This window comes from Pseudohaliea rubra DSM 19751 (assembly GCF_000764025.1).
Classification (GTDB): Bacteria; Pseudomonadota; Gammaproteobacteria; order Pseudomonadales; family Halieaceae; genus Pseudohaliea; species Pseudohaliea rubra.
Genome location: NZ_KN234753.1, coordinates 38035 through 54672 on the forward strand (window position 1 = coordinate 38035; position 16638 = coordinate 54672).

Genomic DNA, 16638 nt, shown 5'->3' on the forward strand with positions numbered 1-16638 from the left:
TGCTACACTCGCGCCCCCGAGAAACGTGAGCCAGGCTCCCCATGACCGAGACCGCCGCGAACGACGCCGTCGCCCGGCGCCGCACCTTCGCCATCATCTCCCACCCGGACGCGGGCAAGACCACCATGACCGAGAAACTGCTGCTCCTCGGCAGCGTGATCCAGACCGCGGGCATGGTGAAGGGCAAGAAGGGCCCGCATGCGACCTCGGACTGGATGAGCATGGAGCAGGAACGGGGTATTTCCGTGACCTCTTCGGTGATGCAGTTCCCCTATCGCGACTGTGTGGTGAACCTCCTGGACACCCCGGGGCACGAGGACTTCTCCGAGGACACCTACCGCACGCTTACGGCGGTGGACTCGGCACTCATGGTCATCGACGGCGCCAAGGGCGTCGAGGACCGCACCATCAAGCTCATGAACGTATGCCGCCTGCGCGACACGCCGATCATCAGCTTCGTCAACAAGCTGGACCGGGATATCCGCGATGCCATCGAGCTGCTCGACGAGATCGAGGAAGTGCTTGCTATCGCCGCCGCGCCGGTGAACTGGCCCATCGGCATGGGCGCTCACTTTCGCGGTGTCTACAACCTGTACACGGACACGGTGCATGTCTTTGAGCCGGGCCACGGCCGCGAGCTGCACCCGGATACGCGTATCGAGGGCCTGGCCAGTGACCGGGCCCGGGCGCTTCTGGGGGAGGAGTACGACGCTTTCTGCGAGGAGATCGAGCTGGTGCGCGGTGCCAGCCATGAATTCGACAAGGACGCATTCCTTGCCGGGCGGCTGACGCCGGTGTTCTTCGGCACGGCGCTGGCGAACTTCGGTGTCCGCGAGATGCTTGACGACTTCGTGGCCTGGGCGCCGCCGCCCCTGGATCGGGAGGCCACCGTCCGCACCGTGGCCGCTTCGGAGCCGGCCTTCAGCGGCTTCGTCTTCAAGATCCAGGCCAACATGGATCCGCGGCACCGGGACCGCATCGCGTTCTTGCGCGTCTGTGCGGGCCGCTATGAGAAAGGCATGAAAATGCGCCACGTCCGCATCGGCAAGGACGTGCGCATCGCCGACGCGGTGACCTTCAAGGCGGGGGAGCGCGCGCTGGTGGAAGAAGCGGTAGCCGGCGACATCATCGGCCTGCACAACCATGGCACAATCCAGATCGGTGACACGTTCACCGGTGGCGAGACGCTGCAGTTCACGGGCATCCCGCACTTTGCGCCGGAGCTGTTCCGCCGCATCCGCCTGCGCGACCCGATGAAAGCCAAACAGCTGCACAAGGGTCTGCAGCAGCTCTCCGAGGAGGGTTCAACGCAGGTCTTTGCGCCGCTGACTTCTACCGATCTCATCGTCGGTGCTGTTGGCCAGCTGCAGTTCGACGTGGTCGCCTACCGGCTCAAGGATGAGTACAAGGTGGAGGCACTCTACGAGCCGGTGAACGTCTACACGGCGCGCTGGGTTTACTGCGAGGACGCACGCAAGCTCGAGGAATTCCGCAAGAAAGCCGCCGAGCATCTCTCCGAGGACGGGGGCGGCTACCTGACCTACCTGGCTCCGACGCGGGTGAATCTGTCGCTGATGGAAGAGCGCTGGCCGGAGATCCAGTTCCGCGCCACCCGGGAGCACTGACCTGCCGCGAGCGGGGAAAGTTGCTATGCTAGCGGGGAACGGGCCCGGGTAGCGACCGCTGAGGTCGCCCCCGGGTGAGTCCATAGCAGCGGGAAACAGCAGGCGCCGTCATCAGTTCAGCGAACGATTCTGCCATTCCGGTAGCGCCCGGCTCCGCCCTCAGCGATGCTTTCGCTGCGACCCGGGCCGCCTCTGTGGACGCCTGTGCGGGCCTCGAGAATGAGGACTACGGGCTCCAGGCCGCCGCCTTTGCCAGTCCGCCCAAGTGGCACCTCGCGCACACGACCTGGTTCTTCGAGACGTTTATCCTTCGCCCCCTCAGCCCGGGTTACCGGGTCTTCCATCCGGCCTTCGAAGTGCTTTTCAACTCCTACTACAACGGCGTCGGCGAGCAGCACCCGCGCTCGCAGCGGGGCCTCCTGTCCCGCCCCACGCTCGACGAGGTGCTGGCCTACCGGGAACACGTGGATTCGGCACTGCGGCCGCTCCTTGATGATCCCGCAGCGGATCCGGCGATCGCCGCCCGCTGTCGCCTGGGCATCGAGCACGAGCGGCAACACCAGGAGCTCTTCTACACGGACATCAAGTACTCCCTGGCGGCGAACCCGCTGGCGCCGGCGCTGGCCGAGGCGCCGGCGGTTGAGGCGGCTGCCACGATCGCACCGGCACCGGCATGGTTGACCTTTGAGGGCGGGCTGGTGGAAACGGGGCACGATGGGGACGGCTTCGCTTTTGATAATGAGTTGCCCCGGCACCGCAGCTGGCTGGAGCCTTTCCGCCTCGCCACGCGGCCGGTTACCAACGGCGAGTATCAGGCCTTCGTCGACGACGGCGGCTACCAGCGTCCGGAGTTGTGGCTGGCCGATGGCTGGGAGCTGGTGCAGCGTGAGCACTGGCACGCGCCGCTCTACTGGCGGGGCGGGGAGGAATTCACGCTCTACGGCCAGCGTGAGCGCGATTCCGCGGCGCCGGTCATCCATGTCAGTGGCTACGAGGCCGATGCCTATGCCCGCTGGGCCGGGGCCCGGCTGCCTACGGAGACGGAGTGGGAAGCGGGCGCAGCGGCCCTCGCGCCGGGGCCCGTGGGTGTCGAGGCGGGTCGCCTTCATCCGCACCCCGCGGTACCCGGTCCGGCCCAGTTCTACGGTGCCTGCTGGCAGTGGACTGCAAGCGCCTACGGCCCCTACCCCGGGTTCAAGGCCGGCGCGGGTGCTATCGGCGAGTACAACGGCAAGTTCATGTGCAACCAGTGGGTGCTGCGGGGCGGCGCCTGTGTCACACCGGCCGGGCAGCTGCGGCACAGCTACCGTAATTTCTTCTACCCCGCGGACCGCTGGCAGTTCAGCGGAATCCGCCTGGCCGCGGACCATGGCTGAGGGGGGCAGCCCCGCGCCGGGGAACATCGCCTTCCACGATCTGCACCCGACGGTCGGGGACAGCCGCGCCGAGGCCCTGGCCGGGCTGCAGGCGCCCCAGAAGCGCGTAGATCCGAAGCATTTCTACGACGCTCATGGCTCCCGGCTGTTCGAGGACATCACCCGCCTGCCGGAGTACTACCCCACGCGGACAGAGACGGAGATTCTGCGCCGGGAGGCCCGCGCCATCGCCGGCAGCTGCGGTACCCGCGCCGTGCTCATCGAGCCCGGCAGCGGCAATTGCGAGAAGGTGCAGCTCTTGCTTGATGCGCTGCGCCCGGCGGCTTATGTACCCTTTGATATTTCCGCTACCTTCCTCCGCGAGGCGGCCTCGCGTCTTGCCGGGGCCTTTCCCTGGCTTCCGGTGCGTGCCATCTGCGCTGACTTCAACGCGGCCCCGGAGCTCGACGATTATCTGCCGGCCGGGCGCCGCCTCGTGTTTTACCCCGGTTCTACCATCGGCAACCTCGAGCCCCCGGCGGCCCGGAATTTCCTGCGCCGCCTCGCCGGCTGGCTCGGCGAGGCCGGTGGTGCGCTGGTGGGCGTGGACCTGCACAAGGACGCGGCCGTACTCGAGCGCGCCTACAACGACAGCGCCGGAGTCACCGCTGCCTTCAATCTCAATGTTCTCAACAGTCTGAATCGGCTCCTGGATGCGGACTTCGACCCCGACGCCTTCCGCCACCGCGCCTTTTATGACCGTCAGCGGCAGCGCATCGAGATGCATCTTGTCAGCGACCGCGAGCAGGCTGTCCGCTGTGGCGCCGTAACCGTCCGCTTTACGGCCGGCGAGACGCTGCACACGGAGAATTCCTACAAGTACACGGTGGACGGTTTTGCCGAGCTTGCCGCCGCCGCGGGGCTTACCGTGCGCGAGCACTGGGTGGATCCGGACTGCTTGTTCAGCGTGCATTATCTGGAGCGCACCTGAGGCGCGTGGCCACGGCCCCGGCCATCGCTTTTGAGCGCGTCTGCAAGGGTTGGGGCGCGCAGCCGGTGCTCCGAGACATCAACCTCGCCTTCGCTAGCGGTCGCATTACCGCGATCGTGGGCCGCTCCGGCTGCGGCAAGTCCACGCTGCTGCGCCTTTGTAATGGTCTTCTGACGCCCGATGCGGGCACGGTCCGTGTCTTCGGCGAGCCGCTGCCGGCCCCCGACCCCGTGGCCCTTCGCCGGCGTATCGGATACGCGGTGCAGCAGGCGGCGCTCTTTCCTCACCTCACCGGCGAGGAGAACATCACCCTGGTCGCCCGCCTTGAGGGCTGGTCCGCCGCGGCGCTGGCCGAGCGGTTGGAAAAGCTGCGCGTGCTGGTGGACCTGCCCGCCGACGCGCTCGCGCGCCTGCCCTTCGAACTGAGCGGTGGGCAGCAGCAGCGTGTCGGCCTGTGTCGTGCTCTGTTCCTCCACCCGGCCATGCTTCTGCTTGATGAGCCCTTCGCTGCGGTGGATCCGCTCACCCGCCGGGATATCCACCGGCGCCTGCTGGCCGTGCACGCGCAGGAGCCCGTGACCACGGTGCTCGTGACCCACGACATGGCCGAGGCGCTGCACCTCGCGGAGGAGGTGGTGATCCTCGGGGCTGCCGGCGGGCCGCAGGTGCACAGTCGGGAAGCCTTGCGCGCGCGGCAGGGTGACGGCGATGCGGAAAGCCTGCTGCTGACCCTCATGGGGGAGGCGGACCCTTGAGCCGCGTCTGCGCTCGGCTGCTCCTGCTCCTGCTCCTGCTCCTTGAGTGCAGTACAGCGTCTGCGCTGACCGTGGGCTCGAAAAGCTTCGCCGAGAGTCACGTACTCGCAGAGATCGCGGCGCAGCTGCTGGAGCGCGAGGGTTTCGCTGTGGAGCGGGCCCATGGTCTCGGCGGCTCCCTGATCGCCTGGGAGGCTCTCAGCGCCGGTGCTATCGACGTCTACCCGGCCTACACGGGCACGCTCGCCCGGGCGGTGCTCCAGGCGCCGGAGCTTGCCGGAGAGGCGCTTCGCGAACGGCTCAGGGCCGAAGGCTTCGAGCTGCTGCCGGGGCTGGGCTTTGACAACAGCTACGCCATTGCCATCGCCGGGCGCCTGGGGCGGGAGCATGGTCTTGCGCGTCTTTCGGAGCTCGCGGGGCGTCCGGCGCTGCGGCTGGGCTTCAGCCATGAGTTCCTGCGCCGCGGTGATGGCTGGGAGGCCCTCGCCCGTCACTATGGCCTGCCGCAGCAGCCACGGGGTCTGGAGCACGCGCTTGCTTACCGGGCCGTAGCCGCCGGCGAACTCGACGGCACCGATGCCTACACCACCGACGGCGAACTGACGGTGCATGACCTCGTCCTGCTCGAGGACGACCGTGGCTTTTTCCCCCGCTACGAGGCGGCGCTGCTGGTGCGCAACGATCTGCCGGCAGCGGCGCGGACAGCGCTCGCGGGGCTCTCCGGGCGCATCGATGCGGCGACCATGCGTGGTCTCAATCACCGGGTGAGCGCCGGAGGCGAGAGTCCGGCGGCGGTGGCTGCGACGTTCCTCGACCGCGCGGGCCTGGCCCCGGCGAGCGCCGTGGGGGGGCCGCCGACGCTGGCGCGACAGGTGCTTGCGCGCACGGGCGAACATCTTCGGCTGACGGGGCTTGCCCTCTTTGCCGGCTGCCTGGTGGCCATCCCCGGGGCGCTGCTCCTCGCCGACCGGCCGCTATCCGCCCGGGCTTTCCTCTACGCCACGGGGCTGGTTCAGACCATCCCGGCCCTGGCCCTGCTGGCACTGCTGGTACCACTGCTCGGGCTCGGTACCGGCACGGCGATCGGCGCCCTGTTCCTCTACTCGCTGCTGCCGGTGGCGCGTAATACGCTGAGTGGGCTGCTGTCTGTGGATCCCATCCTGTTGGAGGTGGCCGATGGCATCGGCCTTACCCGACGCCAGCGACTGCTCCGGGTGCAGCTGCCCCTGGCGGCGCCGGCCGTGCTGGCCGGGGTGAAGACCGCGGCAGTGGTGAGCGTGGGCACGGCAACGCTGGCAGCTTTTGTTGGCGCCGGTGGCCTCGGCGAGCCGATTATTACCGGACTTACCCTGAACGATCAGCGGTTGATCCTCGCCGGCGCCATCCCGGCGGCGCTGCTTGCCCTGGCGGTGGAGCTGCTGTTTGAACTGCTGGAGCGGGCCCTGGTGCCCGCGCACCTGCGCCCGAGGAAGGCCGGAGGTGTCTAGTGTCCTGCCTCAGGACCCTGCTCGAGCAGCGCTTCGATATCCCGGCGCAGATCTTCGGGCTTGGTGGTCGGTGCGTAGCGCTTGACCACCTCGCCGTCCCGGTTCACCAGAAACTTGGTGAAGTTCCACTTGATGCGCTGGCTGCCAAGGGCGCCGGGAGCTTCCGCCTTGAGGTGAGCGAAAAGCGGATCCGTATGGGCGCCATTGACGGCGATCTTGCCGAACATAGGGAAGCTCACGCCGTAGTTCAGCTGGCAGAACTCGATGATCTCATCGTTGCTTCCCGGATCCTGGCTGCCGAATTGGTTGCAGGGGAAGCCCAGGATCGCGAAAGCCTTTGTCGAAAGATCCTCGTAGAGCGCCTCGAGGCCCGCGAACTGGGGTGTAAAGCCGCACTTCGAAGCGGTGTTGACGATGAGCAGCACCTTGCCGCGGTACTGGCTGAGGTCCACGGGCTTGCCGCTGGCGTCGGTGCAGGTGAAATCGTAGACGGTCTCGCTCATGGGTGCCTCCCGGATGTTTCAGTGCGATGCTGCTGACAAGGTCGGCAGCTGGGCCATGAGCAGACCCAGGCGCTTCTGCTGCATTTTCAAGGAGAACTCGAGTTCCCGCAGCCGGGTGCGCAGGGCAGCCTGCTCCCATTTCTGCTGCAGAGCGACCCGGCGTTCGCCGATGGCATCCTCGAGGGCGTGCACGTGGCGCTCGTAGCGCTCGCCCTGGAGCTCCTTCCATTGATTCACCGCGTTGGTGAACAGCTGGTACTCCCGCTCCAGCTTCTCGAGCAGCGGTGCCCCGGCGCGGTGCCGTGACAGGGAGCGCCGGGCGCGCTCGAACTGTGTGTCCAGGAGAGCCCGGCGGATGCGGAAGTCCGGCACCCGCTGCAGGTCCCGGGCGAGGCCCAGGCGTGCGCAGAGCGCGATCATCCACTTCGTCGGGTCCCACTGGTACCAGCGGATGCCGTTGCGGTAGTCGCTCTGAAAGATGTGATGGAAATTATGGTAGCCCTCGCCGTAGGTAAGGAAGGCGAGGACACCGTTGTCCCGGGCGCTGTTGCTTTCCGTGTAGGGGCGGCTGCCCCAGAAGTGCGCAAGGGAGTTGATGAAGAAGGTTACGTGGTGGTTGAGCACGAGCCGGGCGAGCCCCACCAGCAGCACCGTGCCGATAATGTCGCCGAGAAGCCAGCCGAGGAGCAGTGGCAGCCCGAGGTTCATCACCGTCGTGAGGGCCACGTAATGGCGGTGCTGCCAGGTGACAATCGGGTCGCGCAGCAGATCCGGGACGTTGCTGAAATCCTCCGTGTTAGTGGCGTACTCGCGCAGCATCCAGCCCATGTGGCTGAACCAGAGACCCCGCCCGGCGGAGTACGGATCGCGGTCGTTGTCGTCCACGTGCCGGTGGTGCCGTCGGTGGTCCGAGGCCCACACCAGTATGCTGTTCTGCAGGGCGCCGGCGCCCCAGAGCGCAAACCACAGGCGCAGGGCCCAGTGTGCCTGGTAGGCCTTGTGGGACCAGAGCCGGTGGTAGCCGCCGGTGATGGCAAGGCCGTTTAAATAGAGGAAGACCACAGCCCAGGCCCACTGCGCAGCGGTGAAGCCATGGCTGATCCCCCACCAGGGGACGAGAACAAGGGCGGCGAGAGGAAAGCCCAGGAAGATGACGGCGTTGACGGGAATGAGAGCGGGCCGGGGTGCTGCTTGCGACATGAGATACCAACGTGAGCCAGGACCCGACAATGATAGCGGCTTGCGCCGCGGCTGTCTGTCTGTGCCGGTCGATGCGATCGGTGCGGCGCGCGGCGGGGTCTGTCAGAGCCGCTGCAGGTAGGTCTGGTATTCCATGGTGGTGATGTGGCGCAGGAACTCCGTGATTTCCTGTTCTTTGGTCAGCGAGAACGTGTGCTGCATGGTTCTGCCGAGCGCGCGGCGGATGAATTCGGAGTCGGCGAAGCGTTTGAGTGCGTCCTGCATGAAGATCGGAAGCTGTTCCTCTCCCTCGCGGCTGTAGCCGTCGCCGGTGACTGGCGGCGGCGGCTCCAGGCGCTCTTCAATGCCCTCCAGGGCTGCGGCGAGGAAGACGGCCAGGACCAGGTAGGGGTTGGCGTCGGCGCCGGCAACGCGGTGCTCGATCCGTCGCGCTGCGGGGCTGCCCGCGGGCACGCGCAGGGCAACGGTGCGGTTTTCGTAGCCCCAGCCGGGGTACGTGGGCGCGTGGCTGCCTTTCTGGAAACGGCGGTAGCCATTGAAGCTCGGCGCAAAGATAAGGAAGGAGTCGGGCATATGGCGCAGGCAGCCGGCGATGGCGTGTTTCAGCTCCGGCGTGCCGCTCTCGGCGCCGTTGTCGAAGACGTTGCGTCCCTCCCGGTCGAGCACGCTGCAGTGCACGTGCAGACCGTTGCCGGCCTCGCCCTGAAAGGGCTTGGGCATGAAGCTCGCCACCAGGCCGTGGCGCTCCGCGATCCCCTTGATGAGTCGCTTCATCATCAGGATCTGCCGCGCCGCCAGTACCGGGTTGTCGACGTGCTGCATGTTGAACTCGTACTGCGACGGGGCCGACTCCTTGACCACTCCGTCGAAGGGCAGATCCTGGAGCTCGCAGGCGCGCTGCATTTCCTCCAGCATCGCCTGATGTTTGTGCAGTACATCGAGGCCGTAGAGGTTGCCGGTGACCGGTTCGCGGCTGGCGGGGTTGGCCCCGGCATGCGAGGGCGTGCGGCCGTCCCATTCGACCAGACTGAACTCCAGCTCCGCCGCCACCACCGGGCGCCAGCCGCGCTCGCGATAGCGGGCCACGACCTGCTTCAGCACTTGCCGGGGGTCGCCGAGGTAGGGGCTGCCGTCGGGCTCAAAGAGGGACAGCATGACCTGTCCGTGCTGAGCGGCCGGTGACCAGGGGGTGGGGAGGAGAGAGCCCTCGATAGGCCGACAGACCCCGTCCTCGTCGCCCGACGCGAAGACGAGCTCTTCCACATCGCGGCCCCAGATATCGAGGCTAAGAGCCGTCTTGGGAAACTTGAGGTCGCCCTGATAGATCTTCGCCAGCTTGCCGCGCGGCACCCACTTGCCCCGCAGGATGCCATTGGCGTCGGGCAGGAGTGCCTCCACCATGGTGATTTCCGGGTGCGCGCGGAGGAACCAGTCGACTTCAATCGCCATGGTGAGAGGGCCAGCTTCAGTTAGTAAGTACTATCTGTCAGTCAGCCCGCCAGCTCAATGCCCCGCATTGGGTAGCACACGGCTTTACCCGGTGCCCATGTAGACGCGGAGGGGGTCTTCGCCGGCAGCTTCCGCCAGGCAGGACATGCTGTTGATGAACAGGGCAAAGAGGTCTGTCTGCGAACTCACATCCAGTTTCTTGTAGATGTTCTTGCGGTGCCGGCGCAGCGTTTCCCGGGCGATGCTGAGGCGCTGTGCCGAAACATCTGTGCTGTAGCCGCGGAGCATGAGTTCGAGCACATCCTTTTCCCGGGGCGACAGCACCGAGGCTCCGAAGGTGCTGAAGGCGAGTTCGACCTGGTGATCGATCCCTGGCTGGATGAGATTCCTGACCGCGAAGTCGCCGAGCCCGGTGTGGCGGCGCAGCAGCGCAGCCACCGGCTCGGCGAGCAGGTACAGGCGCTGGTATTCGTCCTCGCTGAAAGGGCCCTGCTTCGGCAGCCGCATCATGCTCAGGTTGATCACATCGCCGTCCGGCAGCCGCGCAAGAAAGACCGCCTCGTCCACCGTGCCGGTTTCCGCATAGTAGTCCCGGTAGTAGGCCGACTCCTCGAGTCTGCCGGCCGTGAGCCGCGTCAGACGATAGATCGATGACTTGGGCCGGTTCATGGAGGCGCGAAAGAAAGGATCTTCCCGGTAGGGTCCCTCGAGATACCGGTCGACCTGTGCGGCAACGGCGTTCGCCGGGATCTCGTGATAGAGCACCTGCGGCGGCAGCTCGCGGTGGTAGAGCCAGAACTGGGGATAGGCCACGGGGACCTGGTTGCGCACCGCCGCGACCAGAGCGGGGAAGAAATCGTCGCTGCCCAGGCTGTCGATGGCCCGCGAAAGGTCCAGGTGCCACTGGCCGAGCTTGGCTGGATCGATCATGCGTCGACCGGTACCCCCAGATGCTTCATGGCAGTTTGGGCAGCCCCCGGCTGCCTGTCAACGGGCCCCGGCGGCGCGCTCACCAGGGTAGGGGCCCCGTGCGCCAATGCCGGCGCCAGGCGCTCTCGACCCGGTCTGGATAGCGACGGCTGCCGCTGGATCCGTTGTAGGCCGCGAGCGCGCGGCGCAGGTTCCCGTTCTCGCGCTCCAGGTAGAACTGCAGAATGCGGCAGCCGTAGGTGAGGTTGGTGCCGTTGTGCGTGAGATTGTCATCCTGCCGGCCGATCTCCGCCCGCCAGAACGGCATCACCTGCATGAGCCCCTGGGCGCCGGCGGAGGATACGGCAAAGCGGTCGAAGGCACTTTCCACCTCTATTACCGCCAGGACCAGTTCCGGAGCCAGGCCGCTGCCGGTCGCCGCCGCGTGAAGCTGGCGCAGCAGCGCGAGCCGCTCTGCGGGGTCGCGGAGGAAGGGCGCCAGACGGGTAGACATGTCTACCAGCCAGACTTCCGCCGCGTAGCGGTCCGTAAAACTGTCACTCTCAGTGATGGTGCGCTCAAGGAAGGCGCGCAGGGCCGACCGCTCCTCACCCTCCGGCAGCGGTGTGGCGGCGGCGCCGGCTGCGAGGACAAGGAGCAGCAGGGCGGGCGCGAGCCGCCGGGCGTCAGCCCGCCAGCTTCGCGCGCAGGAAGTCCAGAGCATGGTCACGGTCGATACGCTGCGCTTCGTCGTCCTTGCGCCCCTTGTATTCGAACTCGCCCTCGGCGAGGGACTTGTCGCCGATCACAATGCGATGGGGAATGCCGATCAGTTCCATATCGGCGAACTTAACCCCCGGGCGTTCGTCGCGGTCGTCAAGGAGGACGTCGATGCCCGCCGCGCGGCAGTGCTCGTAGAGCGCTTCCGCGGCGCTGGTCACCGCCTCGGACTTGTGCATGTTGAGGGGCACGATGGCGACCTCAAAGGGGGCCATGGCGGCGGGCCAGGTGATGCCACGGTCATCGTGGTTCTGCTCGATGGCGGCGGCGACGATGCGGCTCACGCCGATGCCATAGCAGCCCATATGCAGGGTCACGCTGCGTCCGTGTTCGTCGAGCACGGTGGCGTCCATTGCTTCGCTGTATTTGGTGCCGAGCTGGAAGATATGGCCGACCTCGATACCGCGCTTGAGCTGCAGCACACCCTTGCCGTCGGGGCTTGGGTCGCCTTCCACGACTTCGCGGAGGTCCTCGATGCGTGGTAGCGGCAAGTCGCGCTCCCAGTTCACGCCGACAAGGTGATAGCCGTCCCGGTTGGCGCCGCAGCTGAAGTCTGCGAGCACGGCGGCAGAGCGGTCCGCGATCACCGGCAGGGCCACGCCCACGGGGCCGAGGGAGCCGAAACCGGCGCCGAAGGTGTCGCGCACCTCGGCCTCTTCCACGAGGCGGAGCGGCGAGGCAACGCCCGGGAGTTTTTCTGCTTTTACGGTGTTGAGGCTGTGGTCCCCGCGGAGTACGAGGGCGACGAGGGACCCGGGCTCCTCGCCCGCGACAACGAGCGTTTTGACCGTTCGAGTGGCGTCCACGGCGAGATGACTGCAGAGGCTGGCGATGCTGTCGACGCCGGGTGTGGCCACCTCCTCGAGCGCGGCCGTCGGTGCCGGGCGCGCCGCAGTCGGGGGCAGCGCCTCGGCCATCTCGATGTTGGCGGCGTAGTCGCTGCCGTCGCTGAAGGCGATGGCGTCCTCCCCGGAATCGGCGAGCACATGAAACTCCTGCGAGGTGCTGCCACCGATGCTGCCGCTGTCGGCGACCACCGGCCGGAAGGCGAGGCCGAGGCGCTCAAAGACAGCACAGTAGGCAACATGCATCGCCCGGTAGGTCTCCTCCAGGGAGGCCTGGCTTGCGTGGAAGGAGTAGGCATCCTTCATGATGAATTCCCGCGAGCGCATCACGCCGAAGCGTGGGCGGATTTCGTCGCGTACCTTGGTTTGTATCTGATAGAGATTGATGGGCAGCTGCCGATAGCTGTTGACCTCGTTGCGCACGAGCTCGGTAACGACTTCCTCGTGCGTCGGGCCGAGACAGAAGTCGCGCTCGTGACGGTCCTTGATGCGCAGGAGTTCCGGGCCGTACTGAACCCAGCGTCCGGACTCCTGCCAGAGTTCTGCCGGCTGCACCACGGGCATGACGACTTCCTGCGCGCCGGCGCGATCCATTTCCTCGCGGACCACCTGTTCCACCTTGCGCAGCACGCGCAGGCCTGTGGGCAGCCAGGTGTAGAGCCCGGCACTGAGTTTTCGGATGAGGCCGGCGCGCAGCATGAGCCGGTGGCTCACGATTTCCGCATCGGCAGGCGTTTCTTTCTGGGTGGCAAGCAGGTAATGACGGGTGCGCATGATGGCGGTTCCGGGCGTCTTGCGGGTGCGGCAAAGTTTACGTGTGAAACACTCCCCGGTACAGACGGAGGCCTCCGACCCTTTAAAAATCAGGGTAAGATCGGCTTTTTCGCCCTCGAACGTGGGAAAACCCTTGTATTACAGTATTTTGTGTTTTATATAAGCACGAAGTCGGGTGCAGGCGCTGTGAATGTAGCGGTAAACGCATTGCGAGCGGAGTCTGGTGCGCGGCTTGGACGAGGCCATTAAAAAGCAATGAGGAAGGGTTGAAACATGGCGATACGCAAAGCTGCAGCGAAGAAAGCGCCGGCGAAAAAGAAAGTAGCTGCCAAGAAGGCACCGGTGAAGAAAGCGCCGGCCCGGAAGGCCGCACCGGCGAAGAAAGCTCCTGCGAAGAAGGCGGCGGCTGCTCAGGCCGCTCCGGCTCGCAAGGCCACCGCACTCAAGGACAAGCTCACCAAGACGCAGATCGTCGGCACCATTGCCGACAACACCGGCCTCAGCAAGAAGCAGGTCGGCGACGTTATGGGCGAGCTGGAGCTGCTTATTGAGCGCTCCATCAAGAAGCGTTCCGTCGGTGAGTTCACGCTCCCGGGTCTGATGAAGATCACCACCGTGAAGAAGCCCGCCCGCAAGGCGCGCAAGGGGATCAACCCCTTCACCGGTGAGGAGACGGTCTTCCAGGCCAAGCCGGCCAGCGTCGCCGTCAAGGTGCGCCCGCTGAAGAAGATGAAGGAGTTCGCCGACTCCTGATCGACCTCTGACCACCGGCACCGGTCGGTGCCGGTGGTTTTCCCTAGCCTGGTCTGCCTTCCGGGGTGGACAGCTCTGACCCTTGCGATAACTGCCGCCGGCGCCCTTGGCCGCTTCTTGCGCCATGGGGTAAAATCCCGCGCTTCCTGTACGCAGGCCCGATGCCGGGCGAGCAACCATGCCAATCTACGAGTACCAGTGCCAGGCCTGCGGTGAGCTCACCGAGGCGCTTCAGAAGCTCAGTGACGCACCGCTGACCCGTTGCCCCGCCTGCGGGGAAGACGCGCTCCGCAAGAAGGTGTCCGCAGCAGCGTTTCGTCTGAAGGGCGGTGGCTGGTACGAGACCGACTTCAAGACCGGCAACAAGAAGAACCTCGCCGGGGAAGGTGATAGCAAGACCGGAGGCGATGGCAAGGGCGCTGCTGACGGCAAGGCCGATAGCAAGGACAGCAAAAAAGACGCCAAAAAAGACGGTAAGAAAGAAACAGGTGGCGCAAAGGCTGCCGACAAGAGTAAGGGCGGAAAGGGTTCAAGCGCCGCCTGACAGCCCGCCGGCGCGGGCGCCAAGCAACCGGGAAACAGCAACCATGCGCAGCCATTACTGCGGCGTCCTCGGCAACGCCAACATCGATGAGACCGTGACCCTCTGCGGCTGGGTAGATCGCCGCCGGGATCATGGCGGCGTCATTTTCCTGGATCTGCGCGACCGGGAAGGCATCGTCCAGGTGGTTTTCGACCCCGACACGGAAGAGCATTTCGAGCGTGCCGACCGCGTGCGCAGCGAGTACGTGCTGCGGGTGACCGGTCGGGTGCGCGCGCGCTCCGAGGGCACGATAAACCCCGCCATGGCGACCGGCACTATCGAGGTCCTGGGCAAGGAGCTTGAGGTGTTGAACAGTGCGGCGACTCCGCCCTTCCAACTCGACGAGCATACCGCCGTGGGCGAAGAAGTCCGGCTGCGCTACCGCTATATGGACCTGCGGCGTCCGGAGATGCAGCAGCGGCTGATGCTGCGCTCGCGCATTACCGCGGCAGTTCGCCGCTTCCTCGACGGCGAGGGGTTCCTGGACATCGAGACGCCGATCCTGACCCGGGCGACCCCGGAAGGAGCCCGCGACTACCTGGTGCCGAGCCGCACGCACCAGGGTGCGTTTTTTGCCCTGCCCCAGTCCCCGCAGCTGTTCAAGCAGCTGCTGATGGTGTCCGGCTTCGATCGTTACTACCAGATTGCCAAATGCTTCCGCGACGAGGATCTGCGCGCCGACCGGCAGCCCGAGTTCACGCAGATCGACCTCGAGACGGCATTTCTTGATGAAGCGGCGGTCATGGATATCACCGAGCGCATGATCCGCGGTCTTTTTCACGAGGTCCTGGCTGTAGATCTCGGCGCCTTCCCGCACATGAGCTGGGCGGAGGCCATGGAGCGCTTCGGTTCCGATAAGCCGGACCTGCGCATCCCCCTCGAACTTTGCAGTCTCGATGACCTTATGGCGACGGTGGACTTCAAGGTGTTCCGCGGCCCGGCGGAAGACCCCCGGGGCCGGGTCGCCGCCCTGCGCGTGCCCGGCGGCGCGTCGATTTCGCGTAAGGAGATCGACGATTACACCCGTTACGTGGGCAATTACGGCGCCCGCGGGCTCGCCTGGATCAAGGTCAACGACCTTGCCGCCGGGGTCGAGGGACTGCAATCGCCGATCCTCAAATTCATGCCGGCGGAGGTCGTCGACCAGATGATGCAGCGCCTCGGGGCCGAGGATGGCGACATCATCTTCTTCGGCGCGGACCGGGCGAGCATCGTCAACGAGTCCCTCGGTGCGCTGCGCATCAAGGTCGGCACGGACCGGGGCCTTGTTCGCGAGGGCTGGGCTCCGCTGTGGGTCATCGACTTCCCGATGTTCGAGGAGGAGGCGGATGGCAGCTGGTCGCCCCTGCATCACCCCTTCACCGCTCCGGCCTGCGACGTAGAGGCGCTCCGTCGCTCCCCCGGGGAGGCGCTGTCCCGCGCCTATGACATGGTGCTGAACGGCACGGAGCTCGGTGGCGGCAGCATCCGCATCCATGATTCCAGCCTGCAGCAAGCCGTGTTCGACATTCTCGGGATCGAGCCGGAGGAGGCCGAAAGCAAGTTCGGCTTCCTCCTCGACGCACTGCGCTACGGTGCGCCGCCGCACGGCGGCCTGGCCTTCGGGCTCGATCGGCTGGTGATGCTGATGACCGGTTCCAGCTCGATCCGCGACGTGATCGCCTTCCCCAAGACCCAGAGCGCGCACTGCGTCATGACTGATGCACCGTCCCCGGTCAGTGCCGCCCAGCTCAAGGACGTGGGCATCCGCCTGCGCCAGGAACCGCGCGCGGCGGCGGACACGCCGGCCGGCGGCGATGAGCCGATGCAATAGCACGCCAGCGCAAAGGAGGAAACCATGGCGGGCCACAGTAAATGGGCCAACATCAAGCACCGCAAGGCAGCCCAGGACGCCAAGCGCGGCAAGATGTTCACCAAGCTGATCCGTGAGCTGGTGGTTGCCGCCAAGGAGGGCGGTCCGCTGCCGGAGGACAACCCGCGGCTGCGCGCCGCTGTCGACAAGGCCCTTGGCGCGAACATGACCCGGGACACCATCGACCGGGCCATCGCCCGCGGCGCAGGCAATAATGAGGCCGATGACGTCGAGGAGCTGACCTACGAGGGTTATGCCGCCGGTGGCATCGCTGTGCTGGTAGACGTCATGACGGACAACCGCAACCGGACCGTGGCTGAAGTGCGGCACGCTTTCAGCAAGCGCGGCGGCAACCTGGGCACCGATGGCTCCGTCGCCTATCTGTTCAGTCGCCGGGGCCAGCTCACCTTCGCGGCCGGTACGGACGAAGAGCAGCTCATGGAAGTAGCCCTGGAGGCTGGCGCCGAGGACATCATCCCCCACGACGACGGTTCCTTCGATGTGATGACCCCCTGGGAGGACTTCTCCGCGATCAAGGCGGCGCTCGAGGAGGCGGGCCTTTCGCCCGAGAGCGGCGAGGTCAGCATGATCGCAAGCACCACGGTCCCCGTTGATGCCGCCGGAGCCGAGTCGCTTATGGGCCTGGTCGATGCATTGGAAGATCTGGACGACGTGCAGAACGTCTACACCAACGTTGCTATCTCCGACGAGGTGCTCGCCGAGCTGGAGAGCTGAGCGGCTTCGCCCCGCCGCCGAAATACTGTAAATTCTTACAGG

15 protein-coding genes are annotated in these 16638 nt (G+C 66.1%); 9 read left to right on the plus strand and 6 right to left on the minus strand.

The genetic code is table 11. From position 1 onward, the window contains the following. Window positions 1-41: 41 nt before the first annotated feature. From HRUBRA_RS05175 to HRUBRA_RS05195, 5 genes are all read left to right on the plus strand, one after another. On the plus strand, window positions 42-1625 hold the full coding sequence (locus HRUBRA_RS05175; RefSeq protein ID WP_035515134.1) for a peptide chain release factor 3: 1584 nt from the start codon (window positions 42-44) through the stop codon (window positions 1623-1625). A 134-nt stretch (window positions 1626-1759) separates the two neighbouring features. Further along, window positions 1760-3001, plus strand: coding sequence for an ergothioneine biosynthesis protein EgtB (gene egtB / locus HRUBRA_RS05180; RefSeq protein WP_035515135.1), 1242 nt, complete (start codon window positions 1760-1762; stop codon window positions 2999-3001). Next, complete coding sequence (egtD, locus tag HRUBRA_RS05185; protein ID WP_035515137.1) at window positions 2994-3971, plus strand: L-histidine N(alpha)-methyltransferase; 978 nt, start codon at window positions 2994-2996, stop codon at window positions 3969-3971. Before egtB ends, egtD begins: the two co-directional genes overlap by 8 nt. 5 nt (window positions 3972-3976) lie before the next feature. Continuing rightward, window positions 3977-4726, plus strand: coding sequence for an ATP-binding cassette domain-containing protein (locus tag HRUBRA_RS05190; RefSeq protein ID WP_052094414.1), 750 nt, complete (start codon window positions 3977-3979; stop codon window positions 4724-4726). Further along, a complete protein-coding gene (locus tag HRUBRA_RS05195; protein WP_084592474.1) occupies window positions 4723-6213 on the plus strand; it encodes a glycine betaine ABC transporter substrate-binding protein in 1491 nt (496 codons plus the stop codon). The genes HRUBRA_RS05190 and HRUBRA_RS05195 overlap by 4 nt, the downstream gene beginning before the upstream one ends. Here the strand turns inward: HRUBRA_RS05195 and HRUBRA_RS05200 are convergent. The 6 genes from HRUBRA_RS05200 to HRUBRA_RS05225 form a co-directional block, all read right to left on the minus strand. After that, window positions 6210-6716: a glutathione peroxidase gene (locus HRUBRA_RS05200; RefSeq protein ID WP_035515140.1), complete on the minus strand. Its 507-nt coding sequence runs from the start codon at window positions 6714-6716 to the stop codon at window positions 6210-6212. The genes HRUBRA_RS05195 and HRUBRA_RS05200 overlap by 4 nt on opposite strands. 18 nt (window positions 6717-6734) lie before the next feature. After that, window positions 6735-7916: an acyl-CoA desaturase gene (locus HRUBRA_RS05205; RefSeq protein WP_035515141.1), complete on the minus strand. Its 1182-nt coding sequence runs from the start codon at window positions 7914-7916 to the stop codon at window positions 6735-6737. Between the two features lie 102 nt (window positions 7917-8018). Beyond that, on the minus strand, window positions 8019-9365 hold the full coding sequence (locus HRUBRA_RS05210) for a glutamine synthetase family protein (RefSeq protein WP_035515143.1): 1347 nt from the start codon (window positions 9363-9365) through the stop codon (window positions 8019-8021). A gap of 84 nt (window positions 9366-9449) precedes the next feature. Then, the gene (locus HRUBRA_RS05215; RefSeq protein ID WP_035515144.1) at window positions 9450-10295 is read right to left on the minus strand and encodes a helix-turn-helix transcriptional regulator; all 846 of its coding nucleotides are present in this window, start codon (window positions 10293-10295) and stop codon (window positions 9450-9452) included. Between the two features lie 79 nt (window positions 10296-10374). Further along, a complete protein-coding gene (locus HRUBRA_RS05220; RefSeq protein WP_052094415.1) occupies window positions 10375-10998 on the minus strand; it encodes a lytic transglycosylase domain-containing protein in 624 nt (207 codons plus the stop codon). Then, window positions 10961-12673 (minus strand): proline--tRNA ligase, encoded by a 1713-nt coding sequence (locus HRUBRA_RS05225; RefSeq protein ID WP_035515145.1) that lies wholly within the window; start codon window positions 12671-12673, stop codon window positions 10961-10963. The genes HRUBRA_RS05220 and HRUBRA_RS05225 overlap by 38 nt, the downstream gene beginning before the upstream one ends. Before the next feature lie 273 nt (window positions 12674-12946). On the opposite strand from HRUBRA_RS05225, the gene HRUBRA_RS05230 reads away from it, so the two are divergent. The 4 genes from HRUBRA_RS05230 (at window position 12947) to HRUBRA_RS05245 (ending at window position 16596) form a co-directional block, all read left to right on the plus strand. After that, window positions 12947-13426: an HU family DNA-binding protein gene (locus tag HRUBRA_RS05230; RefSeq protein ID WP_035515146.1), complete on the plus strand. Its 480-nt coding sequence runs from the start codon at window positions 12947-12949 to the stop codon at window positions 13424-13426. Window positions 13427-13604: 178 nt separating this feature from the next. Next, on the plus strand, window positions 13605-13970 hold the full coding sequence (locus tag HRUBRA_RS15535) for an FmdB family zinc ribbon protein (RefSeq protein ID WP_035515147.1): 366 nt from the start codon (window positions 13605-13607) through the stop codon (window positions 13968-13970). 43 nt (window positions 13971-14013) lie between these two features. Further along, complete coding sequence (aspS, locus tag HRUBRA_RS05240) at window positions 14014-15822, plus strand: aspartate--tRNA ligase (protein ID WP_035515148.1); 1809 nt, start codon at window positions 14014-14016, stop codon at window positions 15820-15822. A gap of 24 nt (window positions 15823-15846) precedes the next feature. Continuing rightward, complete coding sequence (locus HRUBRA_RS05245; RefSeq protein WP_035515149.1) at window positions 15847-16596, plus strand: YebC/PmpR family DNA-binding transcriptional regulator; 750 nt, start codon at window positions 15847-15849, stop codon at window positions 16594-16596. Window positions 16597-16638: the final 42 nt, after the last annotated feature.